Origin of the sequence: Corynebacterium yudongzhengii (assembly GCF_003065405.1) — a bacterium.
GTDB lineage: Bacteria > Actinomycetota > Actinomycetes > Mycobacteriales > Mycobacteriaceae > Corynebacterium > Corynebacterium yudongzhengii.
On the sequence record NZ_CP026947.1, the window covers coordinates 1 to 14532 of the forward strand.

Annotated in this window: 11 protein-coding genes; 8 read left to right on the forward strand and 3 right to left on the reverse strand. The window is 63.8% G+C overall.

What is annotated here, in order from left to right:
* Positions 1–144 precede the first annotated feature (144 nt).
* From dnaA to C3B44_RS00035, 7 genes are all read left to right on the forward strand, one after another.
* Positions 145–1677, forward strand: a complete 1533-nt coding sequence (gene dnaA / locus C3B44_RS00005; protein ID WP_108430556.1) for a chromosomal replication initiator protein DnaA — start codon at positions 145–147, stop codon at positions 1675–1677.
* Between the two features lie 532 nt (positions 1678–2209).
* Entirely contained in the window at positions 2210–3454 is a 1245-nt protein-coding gene (locus tag C3B44_RS00010) for an IS256 family transposase (protein WP_108430557.1), read from the forward strand.
* Between the two features lie 700 nt (positions 3455–4154).
* On the forward strand, positions 4155–5342 hold the full coding sequence (dnaN, locus tag C3B44_RS00015; RefSeq protein WP_108430558.1) for a DNA polymerase III subunit beta: 1188 nt from the start codon (positions 4155–4157) through the stop codon (positions 5340–5342).
* A 12-nt stretch (positions 5343–5354) separates the two neighbouring features.
* Positions 5355–6563 carry a DNA replication/repair protein RecF gene (recF, locus tag C3B44_RS00020; RefSeq protein ID WP_108430559.1) on the forward strand — a complete coding sequence of 403 codons (1209 nt, stop codon included), beginning with the start codon at positions 5355–5357 and terminating at the stop codon, positions 6561–6563.
* On the forward strand, positions 6560–7141 hold the full coding sequence (locus C3B44_RS00025; protein ID WP_108430560.1) for a DciA family protein: 582 nt from the start codon (positions 6560–6562) through the stop codon (positions 7139–7141). The genes recF and C3B44_RS00025 overlap by 4 nt, the downstream gene beginning before the upstream one ends.
* 158 nt (positions 7142–7299) lie before the next feature.
* Positions 7300–9375 carry a DNA topoisomerase (ATP-hydrolyzing) subunit B gene (gene gyrB, locus C3B44_RS00030; protein WP_108430561.1) on the forward strand — a complete coding sequence of 692 codons (2076 nt, stop codon included), beginning with the start codon at positions 7300–7302 and terminating at the stop codon, positions 9373–9375.
* Between the two features lie 90 nt (positions 9376–9465).
* A complete protein-coding gene (locus C3B44_RS00035) occupies positions 9466–10686 on the forward strand; it encodes a hypothetical protein (RefSeq protein WP_108430562.1) in 1221 nt (406 codons plus the stop codon).
* Here the strand turns inward: C3B44_RS00035 and C3B44_RS00040 are convergent.
* The 3 genes from C3B44_RS00040 to C3B44_RS00050 form a co-directional block, all read right to left on the reverse strand.
* Entirely contained in the window at positions 10683–11135 is a 453-nt protein-coding gene (locus C3B44_RS00040; RefSeq protein ID WP_108430563.1) for a DUF6918 family protein, read from the reverse strand. The genes C3B44_RS00035 and C3B44_RS00040 overlap by 4 nt on opposite strands.
* 208 nt (positions 11136–11343) lie before the next feature.
* Positions 11344–11613, reverse strand: coding sequence for a TetR family transcriptional regulator (locus C3B44_RS00045; protein WP_108430564.1), 270 nt, complete (start codon positions 11611–11613; stop codon positions 11344–11346).
* On the reverse strand, positions 11610–11825 hold the full coding sequence (locus tag C3B44_RS00050; RefSeq protein ID WP_108430565.1) for a DUF892 family protein: 216 nt from the start codon (positions 11823–11825) through the stop codon (positions 11610–11612). Before C3B44_RS00050 ends, C3B44_RS00045 begins: the two co-directional genes overlap by 4 nt.
* A 118-nt stretch (positions 11826–11943) precedes the next feature.
* Between C3B44_RS00050 and gyrA the strand changes: the two genes are divergently transcribed.
* Positions 11944–14532, forward strand: a complete 2589-nt coding sequence (gene gyrA, locus C3B44_RS00055; RefSeq protein ID WP_108430566.1) for a DNA gyrase subunit A — start codon at positions 11944–11946, stop codon at positions 14530–14532.

Sequence of the window (14532 nt, forward strand, 5' to 3'; positions counted from 1 at the left end):
GGGGATAGGTTGTGGATAACCCGACCGGATAGACTGTCCACACCTGTGGATAAGTGTGTGGAATACGTGGTCGGCGCCCGAAATTCCATCCACCGCCCCGTGTGAACAACAAGCCGCCAACGACCCGAGAAAGCAGGAAACGCCGTGACCGATCCCGCCACCCAGTTGCACGGCACCTGGACCGAGGTAGTCAACGAACTACTCGCGGCGTCGGAACGACCGGATTCCTCCGTGCCGACGTTCACCCACCTGCAACGCATCTACCTCCAGGCGGTGCGCCCCGCCGCGATGGTCAACGGCTACGCCGTGCTCACCGCCCCCAACGCGCAGGCCAAGGAGGTCGTAGAAAACGAACTCGGCCAGTACATCGCCGAGCAGCTCGGCCGGCGCATGGGCAGCCCCTGCATCCTCGCGGTCACCGTCGCGCCGACGACGCCGCCGGTGGCCGAGCACTCGGCGCCGGCGGCGGAGCCTGCGCCTGCGCCGCGGCCGGCGCGCAAGCATCATGAGCCGGGCACCCAGATCCCGATGAATCTGGACGAGCTGGCTCAGAGTCATGCGCAGGACGTCGAGAAGCGCAATCATCCCACCGTGCCCGCGCCGAAGCGCCTGCCGCGCGAGGAGCCCTCGCACGATCCGAACCGCGAGACCAGCCTAAACCCGAAGTACACCTTCGAGACCTTCGTGGTGGGCTCGTCGAACCGCTTCGCCAACGGCGCGGCGGTCGCGGTGGCCGAGGCCCCGGCCAGGGCATATAACCCGCTGTTTATTTGGGGTGGGTCGGGTCTTGGCAAGACGCACCTTTTGCATGCCGCGGGCAACTACGCCCAGCTCCTCCAGCCGAACCTGCGGATCAAGTACGTCTCGAGTGAGGAGTTCACGAACGACTACATCAACTCGATGCGTGACGATCGCCAGGAGTCCTTCAAGCGCCGCTACCGGAACTTGGACATCCTCATGGTCGACGACATCCAGTTCCTCGAGGGCAAGGAAGGCACCCAGGAAGAGTTCTTCCACACCTTCAACGCCTTACACCAGGCGGATAAGCAGATCATCCTGAGCTCGGATCGCCCGCCGCGCGAGCTGACCACGCTGGAGGAAAGGCTGCGCACCCGCTTCGAGGGCGGTCTGATCACCGACGTGCAGCCGCCGGATCTGGAAACGCGCATCGCGATCCTGGAGAAGAAGGCCGCCGCCGATCGCAACCTGGTGGAACGATCCGTCCTCGAGCTCATCGCCTCGCAGTTCGAGTCCTCGATCCGCGAGCTCGAGGGCGCGCTCATCCGAGTGACCGCTTATGCGTCGCTCATCCGCGAGCCGATCACCATGCAGGTCGCGGAGGTCGCGCTGCGCGATATTCTCCCGGACGCCGACGTCGAAATCACCGCCGCCGCCATCAAGGACACGACGGCGGAGTACTTCGACATTGATGTCGACACCCTGATCGGCACCGGCAAGACCCGGGCCGTCGCGCACGCCCGACAGCTGGCGATGTACCTCTGCCGCGAGCTGACCGATCTCTCGCTGCCGAAGATCGGCCAAGAGTTCGGCGGCAAAGACCACACGACGGTCATGTATGCCGATAAGAAGATCCGCGGCGAAATGACTGAAAAGCGCGACACCTACGACGAGATCCAGCACCTCACCCAGCTGATCAAGAACCGCTCGCGGCGGTAGTTTGGGTGGCGTTCGCGCGCGTTCGCACGCCTGGTCGAAAGGAGTCGCCCCTAAAGGAGTCCCGCGCGGTCGAAAGGAGGACTCCTTTCTATAAGGGTGAATTCGACCAGCGCTAGCACGGTATACGGGATCGGTGTGCGGCACGTCAGGCACTGACAGTCAGTCGCACCACCAGTCACACCTTCCCCAACAGTCCCGTATGGAGCCCATCACATCCGCTTCAAGCGCCCGCGCGCTCGCCTGGTCGAAAGCAGCCTCCCCTAAAGGAGTGCTGATCTCGACCTCGCGAGAGCCCTTTCTATGAGGGTGATTTCGACCAGCGCTAGCACGGCATGCGGATGCCGGGACTCAACCCCGGTCGCGGTCGGTTCCGCGGCGCGAACACGCAAACCCTTGAAGGACGCTCGGTTGCGTCCGTTAGCGTGGTGTATCTGTAGCCCGCGGTAAGTCTTGTGCCGGTGTGCATGAAGGCGACCATCGCGGGTACCTTTCGAATCAACTTCTACCTATCCTCGAAAGGAAGTACCCTGCGATGGCCGCTGACCCTCATCATATCGATCCGACCGCGTATCTCGAAGAGCTACTGACTCAAGCGTCCCCAGATTTGATGCGCCAAATGCTCTCGGACTTCATCAACCAAATCCTCTCGGCTCAGGCCGACAGCGTCTGCGGTGCTGACTACGCCACTGTTTCTCCGCAGCGCACCAACACCCGCAATGGCTACCGTCACCGCCAACTCGACACCCGTGTCGGCTCCATTGACGTCGCTATCCCAAAACTACGCACCGGGAGCTTCTTTCCTGATTGGCTTGTGGAACGACGCAGCAGAACCGAACGGGCCCTGACCACAGTGATCGCCACCTGCTACTTAAAGGGTGTCTCCACCCGCAGGATGAACGACCTGGTCGCAACACTGGGGATCACCAACCTGTCGAAGTCCCAGGTCTCTGACATGGCCAAAGAACTCGACATCATGGTCGAGGAGTTTCGAACCCGCCCGCTTGATCAGGGCCCGTACTACTACCTGTCCTGTGATGCGGTGACCATGAAAGTTCGTGAAGGCGGACGGGTAGTCACGACCAGCGTGCTTATTGCCACCGGTGTCAATAACGACGGCTACCGGGAGCTTTTGGGCATGCAAGTAGCAACATCAGAGTCCGTGGAATCTTGGACCGGGTTCTTCCAGGACTTAAAAGCCCGCGGACTTGGTGAAGTCTACCTCGTCACTAGTGATGCCCACCTGGGTATCCAGGCCGCTGTCGGCCAAGTTCTTCCTACTGCCGGTTGGCAGCGGTGCCGAACGCATTTTGCCAAGAACCTTTCCTCGAAAGTTTCCAAGCGCGGGTGGACGACGTTGTCGGGGATGTTTCATTCCATTTTTCAGCAAGCCGACGCCAGGTCCACGTGGGACCAAGCCCGGGAAGTAGTAGAGTTCTGTCACCAGCGTTTCCCAGAAGTAGCCGGATACGTGGAAGAGTCGTTGGATGAGATCTTAGCGTTCACGAACACGCCGAAAGCTGTGTGGACGAAGGTGTGGTCGAATAACCCGACGGAACGACTCAACCGGGAAATCCGCCGGCGTACTGACGTTGTCGGCATCTTCCCCAATCGGGCCGCGGTAGTACGACTCGTCGGGGCAGTGCTCGCCGAGCAGCATGATGATTGGATTCAACAAAAGCGCTACATGTCACTGGCAAGCCTGGAACAAACCCGAAAGCTTATCGTCGCCAACACCGTCGACGCGAGCAACACCGTCACGACCGAGGGAGCGGCCTAATGCACAGCAACCCAGCCCGCGCCGGTCCCCGACACCCCCTCCACTAGATTCCAATGATTCAGGAAGGACAGATACACCACTCCCGCGGACTTGACCGGACGCTCCCCTCAAGCATCTTCGTTCAAGGGTTTGTGCAGCAGCAAACTCAAAACGCGCCGAAGAGCGGGACACGCACCTTAGCTAGCGCTCCATAACAGCGAGCCCAGCCTTTAGAGTTATCCACAGACTCTTCCACACCTGTGTAATTACGTCGGTGTACTTAGAGAGTTTCCTCACTCAAGTGGTCCACACCACACAAAGAAAACCCCAGGTGAGCGCCCTGTGGATAACCCCAAAACTCCTGTGTATGGACGGTGGATAACAAGATTGCCACTGTGGAGATTTCAACCGACAGAAAAGTTATCCACACCCGAGCCGGTTTATCCGCAAGTTATCCACAACGATCCACACATCCCGACGCGCCGTCGCCACCTCGACGTTTGGGCCTTTGTCCCCAGATTCAACAGGACTTACTGCTCTTACTCTCTTATTACTTGTAATTCTTCTAAAGGAAACGGGATGTGGGGAAAACCCTCGCAACGCCACCCGCGCTCACAGCACCGACCACTCATCAAGCCGCTCGCCTGAATGACAAGACTTCTGCGCGCTGGGGTACGTTGGAGGCTGTCATTTGAGGGAAATCAGGGAGCCTGAGGAGATCATGGATTCACAATCGGTGTCGTTTCGCGTCTCTCGCGACGATCTCGCCAACGCCGTCGCGTGGGTCGCTCGCAACCTGCCGACGAAGGCCACCCAACCGGTCCTGCGCGCGATGGTCATGACCGCGACCGACGAGGGCTTGGAGCTCGCCGGCTTCGATTATGAGATCTCCACCCGGGTCACCCTGCCGGCGGAGATCGCCGAACCGGGCCGCATCGCGGTGGCGGGCAAGCTGCTCTCGGAGATCGTCAACACGCTGCCGAACAAGCCGGTCGAACTGGAAGTCGACGGTCAGAAACTCCTGCTGGCCTGTCGCTCCTCCCGCTTCGAGCTGCCCCTGATCCCGCTCGACGACTACCCGCAGCTGCCCACCTTGCCCGAGGTCACCGGCACCATCGATCCCTCCCTGTTCGTCGATGCGGTGACCCAGGTGGCGGTGGCCGCGGGTCGCGACGACACCCTGCCCATGCTCACCGGCGTCAACATCGAGATCACCGGCGAGAAGGTCACCCTGGCCGCCACCGACCGCTTCCGTCTCGCGATCCGGAACGTGGAGTGGAACCCGTCGTCGACAAGCATCCAGGCCAGGCTGCTCGTGCCGGCGAAGTCGCTGCAGGACAACGCGCGCACGCTGGATACGAGTTTGAACGACCCGGTGGAGATCGCCGTCGGCACTGGTGAGACGGTCGGCGGCGACGGGCTGTTCGGTCTGCACTCGGATAATCGCGAGACCACCACCCGCATGCTGGATGCGGAGTTCCCGAACATCGCGCCGCTTCTGCCCACGACGCACACCTCGCTCGCGTCCGTCGAGATCGCGCCGCTGCAGGACGCGATTCGGCGTGTGTCGCTGGTGACGGATCGCAACGCGCAGATCCGCATGGAGTTCTCCGAGGGCCAGGTGATCCTATCGGCCGGCGGTGTGGACTCCGGCCACGCGGAGGAGGTCATCCCCGCCGCGTTTACCGGCCGCGATCACCTGATCACCGCGTTCAACCCGAGCTACCTTAAGGACGGCCTGTCGGTGGTGCGCACCGAGAGGGTCGTTTTCGGTTTCACGGAGCCCTCGCGACCCGCGATCCTCATCCCGGAGCCCGACGAGCTGCCCGAAGCCGACAACGAGGGCAACTTCCCGACACCGGAGACGAGCTTCACCTACCTGCTCATGCCGGTGCGTCTGCCGGGTTAGGCCGCGGCCGCAGTGCACATTCGCCAGCTGGATCTGCGGGACTTCCGCTCGTGGCCGGAGCTGTCTTTGGACCTGCGCCCCGGGGTGACGCTGTTTGTCGGCCGCAACGGCTTCGGCAAGACGAACATCATCGAGGCCATTGGCTATCTGGCGCATCTGTCCTCGCATAGGATTGCGCAGGATGCGCCGCTGGTGCGCACCGGCCAGCCGAACGCGCGGCTGTCGGCCACCACCGTGAACCAGGGTCGGGAGCTGACCTCGCATCTGCTCATCAAGCCACAGGGTGCGAACCTCGCGCAGATCAACCGCACGCGGCTGAAAAGCCCCCGCGAGCTGCTCGGCGTGACCCATTCGGTGCTCTTCGCCCCAGAGGATCTCGCGCTGGTGCGCGGCGAGCCGGCGGAGCGTCGCAAGTTCATGGATAATCTCATCGCCGCCCGCACGCCGCGGCTCGCTGGGGTGAAAGCCGAATATGACCGCGTGTTGCGTCAGCGCGGCGCGTTGCTGAAGAGCGCCGGGGCGGACCTGCGCCGCGGCTACGAGGATGCCGACGGCGCCTCCGCGCTGGCCACCCTGGACGTGTGGGACGCCGAGCTCGCCCGCCTCGGCGCGCAGGTCACCGCCGCCCGCCTCGAGCTTCTCGACGACCTCGGCCCCCTTATCACCCGCTCCTACCACGCGATCGCCCCGGAGTCGCGGCCGGCGGCGACGCGGTACCGCTCGACCGTCGAGAAGCAAGTCAACGAGATGCTCGGCGACGACGAGGCGATCACCTCCGAGATCCTGGAGGCGGCGCTGCTCAGCGAGCTCGGCGCGCACCGTCACAAGGAGATCGAGCGCGGCACGTCGCTGGTCGGGCCGCACCGCGATGATCTGCTGCTCGATCTCGGCGATCAGCCCGCGAAGGGTTTCGCCAGCCACGGCGAGACGTGGTCGCTGGCGCTCAGCCTGCGTCTGGCGGAGTTCGAGCTGCTCAAACAGAACGCCGGTTCGGATCCGCTTCTGCTGCTCGACGATGTTTTCGCCGAGCTCGACGCGCGGCGCCGCGAAAAGCTCGTCCAGCTGGCGGCGGGGGTGGAGCAGGTCTTCATCACCGCGGCGGTTGACGAGGATTTGCCGGTAAATCTCGCCGGCGAGGTGATCGAGCGTTATAACGTGGTCACAGACGACACGGACGAAGGCAGGGTCTCGCGGATCAGCCGCGCGAAGGAGGCGCAATGACAGACGACGCCGTCTCGCATGCCTTCGAGGAGATGCGTAAGGCCGCGAAGCGCCGCGGAAAGAACGTCCCGGACCTGCGGCGGCAGAATTATAAGGCCTTAAGCGACGCGCAGCCGAACGGTGCGGAGGCGACGGTGCCGGGGGTGGAGATTCCGTCGTTAAGCCGGCGCAGGTTCCGACGCGGCCGCCCCACCGGTCCGGACGGCAGGGCTAAGCGCCGGCCGCTGGATGTGCCGAGGATGGGGACGGTCGTCGGCAAGGAGATTGCCCAACGTGGTTGGCAGCACGAGCTGGCGCACGGCTGGGTCTCCGGGCACTGGGAGACGCTGGTCGGCGAGCAGATCGCGCAGCATACGACGGTGGAGATGATTAAGGAAGGCAAGGTGTTCGTCACCTGCACCTCGACCGCGTGGGCGACGAACCTGAAGTACATGCAGTCGACGATTCTGTCGGAGATCGCGAAGAAGATCGGCCCCGGCGTGATCACCGAGCTGAAGATCTTCGGCCCGAAGGCGCCGAGCTGGCGCAAAGGCCCGCTGCACGTGAAGGGCCGAGGCCCGCGCGATACCTATGGGTAAGGGATTGATAGGTGCCCGAAAGTGACCTGGGAAAACGCGCACAGGCGCTGAAATTGGTGCCTTACACGCTCCGAAGCTCCGATCAAGGGGCGAGTGAGGGTGTGTAGAATGAAAAGGTCTAGAATCGCTTCTCGGAATTTTTAGGGAGTGTCAGCCCCGTGGCAAACACTGAGCCCCACTATGACGCCTCATCGATCACCATCCTTGAGGGGCTGGAGGCTGTGCGCAAGCGCCCCGGTATGTATATCGGTTCGACGGGCGCCCGCGGCCTGCACCACCTGGTGTGGGAGGTCGTCGATAACTCGGTGGACGAGGCCATGGCCGGGTACGCCGACAAGGTCACCGTCACCCTGTTGGAGGATGGCGGTGTCGAGGTCGTCGATAACGGTCGCGGTATTCCCGTCGAGATGCACGCCTCGGGCGTACCGACGGTGCAGGTCGTCATGACCCAGCTGCACGCCGGCGGCAAGTTCGACTCGGATTCCTACGCGGTCTCCGGCGGCCTGCACGGCGTGGGCATCTCGGTGGTCAACGCGCTGTCGACGCGGGTCGAGACCCACATCAAGCGCGAGGGCAAGCACTGGTACCAGAACTTCACCAACGCGGTGCCCGAGGATTTGGTCGAAGGCTCCAATGCCCGCGGCACCGGTACCTCGGTGCGCTTCTGGCCGGACCCGGAGATCTTCGAAACCACGGAGTTCAGCTACGACACCATCGCGAAGCGCCTGCAGGAGATGGCGTTTCTGAACAAGGGCCTTACTATTACGCTTCGCGACGAGCGCGTCTCCGACGAGGAGCTCGAGCTCGAAGCGCTCGCTGAGGAGGGGGATACCGCGCAGGTCGTCGACGGGGACTCTTTCGACGACGAGGCGCTGGCGAAGCAGGGAGATTCCGAGGCCACCCCGGTCGACGAGGACCTGGAGAAGCCGAAGACCAAGCGCGAGCGCACCGTGACTTATCACTACCCGGAGGGCTTGGTCGACTACGTTCACCACCTGAACAACTCCAAGACCCCGGTGCATCCCTCGGTGATCGCCCTCGAGGCGAAGGCCGATGAGCACGAGGTCGAGATCGCGATGCAGTGGAACGGCAGCTTCAAGGAATCCGTCCACACGTTTGCGAACACCATCAACACCTACGAGGGCGGCACGCACGAAGAGGGCTTCCGCTCTGCGCTGACGTCGCTGATGAACCGCTATGCCCGCGACCACAAGCTGCTCAAGGAGAAGGACCCGAACCTCACCGGCGATGACTGCCGTGAGGGCCTGGCTGCGGTGATCTCCGTACGGGTCGCCGACCCGCAGTTCGAGGGCCAGACGAAGACCAAGCTCGGCAACACCGAGATCAAGTCTTTCGTCCAGCGCACCGTCAACGAGCACTTGAGCTTCTGGTTCGACGCGAACCCCGCCGAGGCGAAGTCTGTGGTCAACAAGGCCATTGCGTCGTCGCAGGCCCGCGTGGCCGCGCGCAAGGCGCGGGATCTGGTGCGCCGGAAGTCGGCCCACGACATCGGCGGCCTGCCCGGCAAGCTCGCCGACTGCCGCTCCAAGAACGCCGACCAGACCGAGCTCTTCGTGGTGGAGGGTGACTCCGCCGGCGGCTCCGCCAAGCAGGGCCGCGACTCGATGTTCCAGGCGATCCTGCCGATTCGCGGCAAGATCCTCAACGTCGAGAAGGCGCGCATGGACAAGGTGCTCAAGAACAACGAGGTCCAGGCGATCATCACGGCGCTCGGAACCGGTATCCACGAGGAATTCGACATCAACAAGCTGCGCTACAGCAAGTTCGTGCTCATGGCGGATGCCGATGTCGACGGCCAGCACATCGCCACGCTGCTCATGACGCTGATCTTCCGCTTCATGCCGCAGCTCATCGAAAACGGTCACGTCTACCTGGCGAACCCGCCGTTGTACAAGCTCAAGTGGAGCAAGGGCGAGGCCGGCTACGCCTACTCGGACGCCGAGCGCGACGAGCTTCTAGAGGAAGGCCTCAACGCCGGGCGCAAGATCAACACCGATGACGGCATCCAGCGCTACAAGGGCCTCGGTGAGATGAACGCCTCCGAGCTCTGGGAGACCACCCTCAACCCCGAGACCCGCGTGTTGCGCCAGGTGGAGATGGAAGACGCCCAGCGTGCCGACGAGCTCTTCAGCGTCCTCATGGGCGACGACGTCGCCGCCCGCCGCTCCTTCATCACCCGCAAGGCGAAGGACGTCCGCTTCCTGGATATCTAGTTTCCTGGATATCTAGTCCGGGCCAGCACGCCGACGCACATCACTTCCTAAACGCCCCCGACAAAGCTTTTGAGATGCGATGATGGAGCCATGCGTAGGCGTTTTGTATCCTTAACCACCGTCGCTGCTTTCTCCGCGCTGAGCCTGGGCTTCGAGGCTCCGGCGGTGGCCCAACCGGCCGATGCCGGCGATCCCGTCGACCTGAGAGAGGCCCAGGACTTCGAGCAGGCGGTGGACATGATCGTCGGCACCCTGGATGAGCCCGAGCGCTACGAGGTCGAACTCGAGGCGGCCAAGGGCGCCGAGAACACCGACGACATCGCGTATATGAAGGTGGAGATCCCGCAGGGACACCGCCTGCACGTGGGCTTCACGCTCGAGCCGCACGCGGTGGATTCTTCCGTCCAGCTCACCGCCGATCTTATCGACGATCAAGGCTACCTCTCCGACTTCGACATCAGCCCGACCATGAACGCCGAAAGCGAGGGAAAGGGCCTGCGCTCCGGGTTTTTGATCTCCGATCCGATGGGACCCGAAAACCGCTCCTATGAGCGCGAGACCTTCCTCCGCCTCAACCCGCAGGCCGCCGAGGACGATACGAGCGTGCCCGTGAAGCTCACGCTCACGGCCGTGCCGGAGGTCGTCGACGCCGGCGACTTCGAGGAGATCGACCGCCCGAAGCTGCGCTTCGCGGACGCGTTAAAGCCCGTGGATGAACGCAGCGCTGACACCGCCATCGAGGGCACCATCGACGCTGGTCAGACGCAGTATCACGAGGTGCCGCTGGAGTGGATGGAGGCGGTGGATGCGCAGGCGATGATCACGAAGCCCTCGGCGAGCGGCGGCGAGCTGAGCTTCGCGCTGTACAACCGGATTGACGAGTACATGGTGGTCGTCGGCGATAAGCAGCTGGCCGCCGACGGCAGCGAGGACAGCGTCCTATTCGGCCAGCGCCCGCCGATGCATCCCGGCAACGTCAACGCGCGCCTGAAGACCCGCACCACCGGCTTCCTCGACGGCCACGTGATCCTCGCGGTGACCAACAGCAGCGACGATGAGGTCGGCTATAAGGTCTTCGCCGCCGCCCGCGGCGAGACCCCGCCGCCGGGTACCCAGGGCCCCGTTTATGACCCCCAGGCCGCCGCGGCCGAGCAGGAGCAGCTCGAAGAAGTAGAGCACACCTACAACGTGGCGCCCGGCATCAAGGACCCGGATTCCGGCCAGGTGTGGCGCAACCCGCTGACCTGGCTGTCGGGCGTGCTACTCATCGCGGCGCTGATCGTGGCAGGAATTGCTTGGCGACGCCGCTAGCCACGCATATGGCGCTCGACAACCCGGCCGAGCTCCGGTACGTGCGGTGAGATCATGCGCCCGCCGCGAGCGCGTAGAGAGTGATAGATCTTCACGAGTGCGCGGTTGTTAACCCTGTCCACGGCCCCATCGGCCGTCGACACCAAGGAAGCGGCGACCTCATCCGTATGTGGGGCGAGGTAAGAGCCGAAGTCTGTCTCCTCGTTGCGGCTTCCGGCTTCGTAGCTCTGCCAGTAGTGTTCGAGATCGCCCAGGACATCGGGAAGCAGGCGGTCGATGGCTTCGGGCACGAGGTCAGCCCGGATGCGCTGAGCTGCGTGCAGGCCGGTCTTGAGCGCGCGGGCGCGCAGGCCGGTGGAGTGGGTGACAGCTTTGTCGATGAGCTGGGCGAGATCGCGAATGACGGGGCGGCGGCGCTCGGATTCCAGCAGGAGGGCGAGGTGGCTCATCGGATGGCCTCTCACGGATCGAGGAAGTTGATCAGAAAAAGCGGTGGTCGCTATAGTTTAGAACACAACACTGCCAGATGGTGCTGTGCGAAAAACTATGGCGACCCAGAGGGTTGCAGCTCTTCCGCCACAGAAAACCTCACCAGTTTCTGCAGCCACAACGTCCTCAAAATTAACACATGGCGGCGGGCTGTCGCCACTTCGCCACTTAAAAATCGCCCTCGCCGGCCGCCCGGCGCTCATAGACCCGGGCGCAAAAGGCCGCGAACTCCGCATTCGACGAGGTCAGCGGCTCGAGCCGGCGCAGGGTCTCCGCCAGCGCCGCCGAGGTGTGCGTTGGGGAGGTGAGTACGGCGACGCCGTGGAGGCGGGCCGTCGTCACGCTTGCTGCCGCGACCAGCGCCGAGTAGCTGCGCACGCGGGCGGGGTATTCAGCGGTGAAGATATCCGCCAGGGCGAGAAGTTGCTCCGGGCTCACCGCTGGCCTGCCTGGCGGATGCGGTTCTCGGTGCGGCGGTACTCGTCGAGCGTGTCGCGGGCGAGGGCGGCGACGCGGGCGTCGTCCAGCGTGCGGGCGGCGGTGCTGACGATGGCATAGGCGGCCGCTTGGTGTTTGCTGCTGCCGTGGGCGGCGGCGAGGAGGGTCAGTGCGTGGTCTTGCTCGGGGGTCAGTCTCAAGGTCATGGCCATAGGACAAAATGGTAGTAGTCTGATACCACATTGCGGGCATGCAAGCCGTATCAGCGCATCTCAAGGGGTAGAGTAGGAGTGTTCCATTGCTCTTTGTCAGATTGCAGAGAAGGTGCCCATGAGCAGCGACACCCCAGGTTCCGGCATTGGCTCCGGCGACGGCGGTGGTTTCGACCGCATCGTGCCCATCGACCTCAACCAGGAGATGCAGACCAGCTACATCGATTACGCGATGAGCGTGATCGTCGGCCGCGCCCTGCCCGAGGTCCGCGACGGCATGAAGCCCGTCCACCGCCGCATCATCTACGCGATGTACGACTCCGGCTACCGCCCCGAGCGTAGCTACGTGAAGTCCTCGCGCCCCGTCTCGGACACGATGGGTCAGTTCCACCCGCACGGCGACAGCGCCATCTACGACACGCTCGTGCGCCTCGCGCAGCCCTGGTCGATGCGCTACCCGCTTGTCGACGGCCAAGGTAACTTCGGTTCCCGCGGCAACGACGGCCCGGCCGCCATGCGTTATACGGAGTGCAAGCTCACTCCGCTCGCGATGGAGATGGTCCGCGACATCCGCGAAAACGCCGTGGAGTTCTCCCCGAACTACGACGGCAAGACCCAGGAACCGGACGTCCTGCCCTCGCGCGTGCCGAACCTTTTGATGAACGGCTCGAACGGTATCGCCGTCGGCATGGCCACCAACATCCCGCCGCACAACCTGCGCGAGCTGGGCGAGGCGATCTTCTGGCTGCTCGATAACCCGGACGCGAGCGACAACGAGAAGCTCGAGGCGTGCATGAAGTACGTCAAGGGCCCGGATTTCCCGACGGCGGCGAAGATCGTCGGCACCAAGGGCATCCACGATGCCTACACCACCGGCCGCGGCTCCATCCGCATGCGCGGCGAGACCGAGCTCGAAGAAAACGGCAACCGCCAGACCATCGTGATCACCGAGCTGCCTTATGCGGTCAACCCGGATAACCTCATCGCGAACATCGCCGACCAGGTGGCCAGCGGCAAGCTGAGCGGCATCGCGAAGATCGAGGACGAGTCCTCGGACCGCGTGGGCATGCGGATCGTGATCACGCTCAAGCGTGACGCCGTAGCCCGCGTGGTGCTCAACAACCTGTACAAGCACTCGCAGCTCGAGACGAGCTTCCCGGCGAACATGCTCTCGATCGTCGACGGCGTGCCGCGTACCCTGCGCCTCGACCAGATGCTGTCGTTCTACGTTGCCCACCAGATCGACGTCATCGTGCGCCGCACCCAGTTCCGCCTCGAAGAGGCCGAAAAGCGCGCCCATATCCTGCGCGGACTGGTCAAGGCCCTCGACATGCTCGACGAGGTCATCGCGCTCATCCGCAACTCCCCGACTGTGGAGGAAGCCCGCACCGGCCTCATCGAGCTTCTCAACGTCGACGAAATCCAGGCCGACGCCATCCTGGCGATGCAGCTGCGCCGCCTGGCGGCCCTGGAGCGGCAGAAGATCGTCGAAGAGCTCGCCGAGATCGAAGAGAAGATCGCCGACTACAAGGACATCCTCGCCCGCGAGGAGCGCCAGCGTGCGATCGTGCGTGAGGAGCTGGGCGAGATCGTCGAGAAGTACGGCGACGACCGGCGCACCGAACTCATCGCCGACGTCGGCGAAGTCAACGCCGAAGACCTCATCGCCCGCGAAAACGTCGTGGTCACCCTAACCCAGACCGGCTACGCCAAGCGCACGAAGGTGGACGCCTACAAGTCGCAGAAGCGTGGCGGCAAGGGCGTGCGCGGCGCGGAGCTGAAGCAGGACGATGTGGTCAAGAACTTCTTCATCTGCTCCACCCACGACTGGATCCTCTTCTTCACCAACTTCGGCCGCGTCTACCGGCTCAAGGCCTACGAGCTGCCCGAGGCGGGGCGCGCGGCGCGCGGACAGCACGTCGCCAACCTGCTGGAGCTGCAGCCCGAAGAGCGCATCGCGCAGGTCATCCAGATCCAGTCCTACGAGGACGCCCCGTACCTGGTGCTGGCCACCCGCGACGGCCGCGTGAAGAAGTCCCGGCTCACCGACTACGAATCCGCCCGCCACGCCGGGCTGATCGCCATCAACCTCAACGAGGGCGACGCCGTGATCGGCGCCCAGCTCGTCGGCGAAGGCGACGATCTGCTCCTGGTCTCTGAGCGCGGCCAGGCGATCCGCTTCACCGCCGACGACGACCAGCTGCGCCCCATGGGCCGCGCCACCGCCGGCGTGAAAGGCATGCGCTTCCGTGACGACGACCAGCTGCTCGCCATGACCGTCGTCCACGACGGCGAATACCTGCTCGTGGCCACCTCCGGCGGCTACGGCAAGCGCACCGCGATCGAAGAGTACGCCACCCAGGGCCGCGGCGGCCTCGGCGTGATGACGTTCAAGTACTCGCCCAAGCGCGGCAAGCTCATCGGCGCACTCACCGTCGACGAGGACGATCAGATCTTCGCGATCACGTCTGCCGGTGGGGTCATCCGTACTGAGGTGAATCAGATTCGTCCGTCGTCACGCGCGACCATGGGCGTGCGCCTCGTCGACCTTGAGGGCGACGTGGAGCTGCTCGCCATCGACGTCAACGTCGAAGATGACGGTGAGCACGTGGCGCATGCCGTCGCCAAGGGCGAAAAGTCCGTGGAAGAGGCACAAGGGGAGCTTCCTGGCGTAAAGTCTGACGAAGAAACGGACGAAAAGGAGTAA

What these genes read in the sequence shown, in the direction of transcription:
- C3B44_RS00050 (WP_108430565.1), bottom strand. Translation starts at nt 11,825, where the DNA reads ATGGCCATGACCTTGAGACTGACCCCCGAGCAAGACCACGCACTGACC.
- C3B44_RS00040 (WP_108430563.1), bottom strand. Translation starts at nt 11,135, where the DNA reads ATGAGCCACCTCGCCCTCCTGCTGGAATCCGAGCGCCGCCGCCCCGTC.
- gyrA (WP_108430566.1), top strand. Translation starts at nt 11,944, where the DNA reads ATGAGCAGCGACACCCCAGGTTCCGGCATTGGCTCCGGCGACGGCGGT.
- C3B44_RS00010 (WP_108430557.1), top strand. Translation starts at nt 2,210, where the DNA reads ATGGCCGCTGACCCTCATCATATCGATCCGACCGCGTATCTCGAAGAG.
- C3B44_RS00035 (WP_108430562.1), top strand. Translation starts at nt 9,466, where the DNA reads ATGCGTAGGCGTTTTGTATCCTTAACCACCGTCGCTGCTTTCTCCGCG.
- dnaN (WP_108430558.1), top strand. Translation starts at nt 4,155, where the DNA reads ATGGATTCACAATCGGTGTCGTTTCGCGTCTCTCGCGACGATCTCGCC.
- C3B44_RS00025 (WP_108430560.1), top strand. Translation starts at nt 6,560, where the DNA reads ATGACAGACGACGCCGTCTCGCATGCCTTCGAGGAGATGCGTAAGGCC.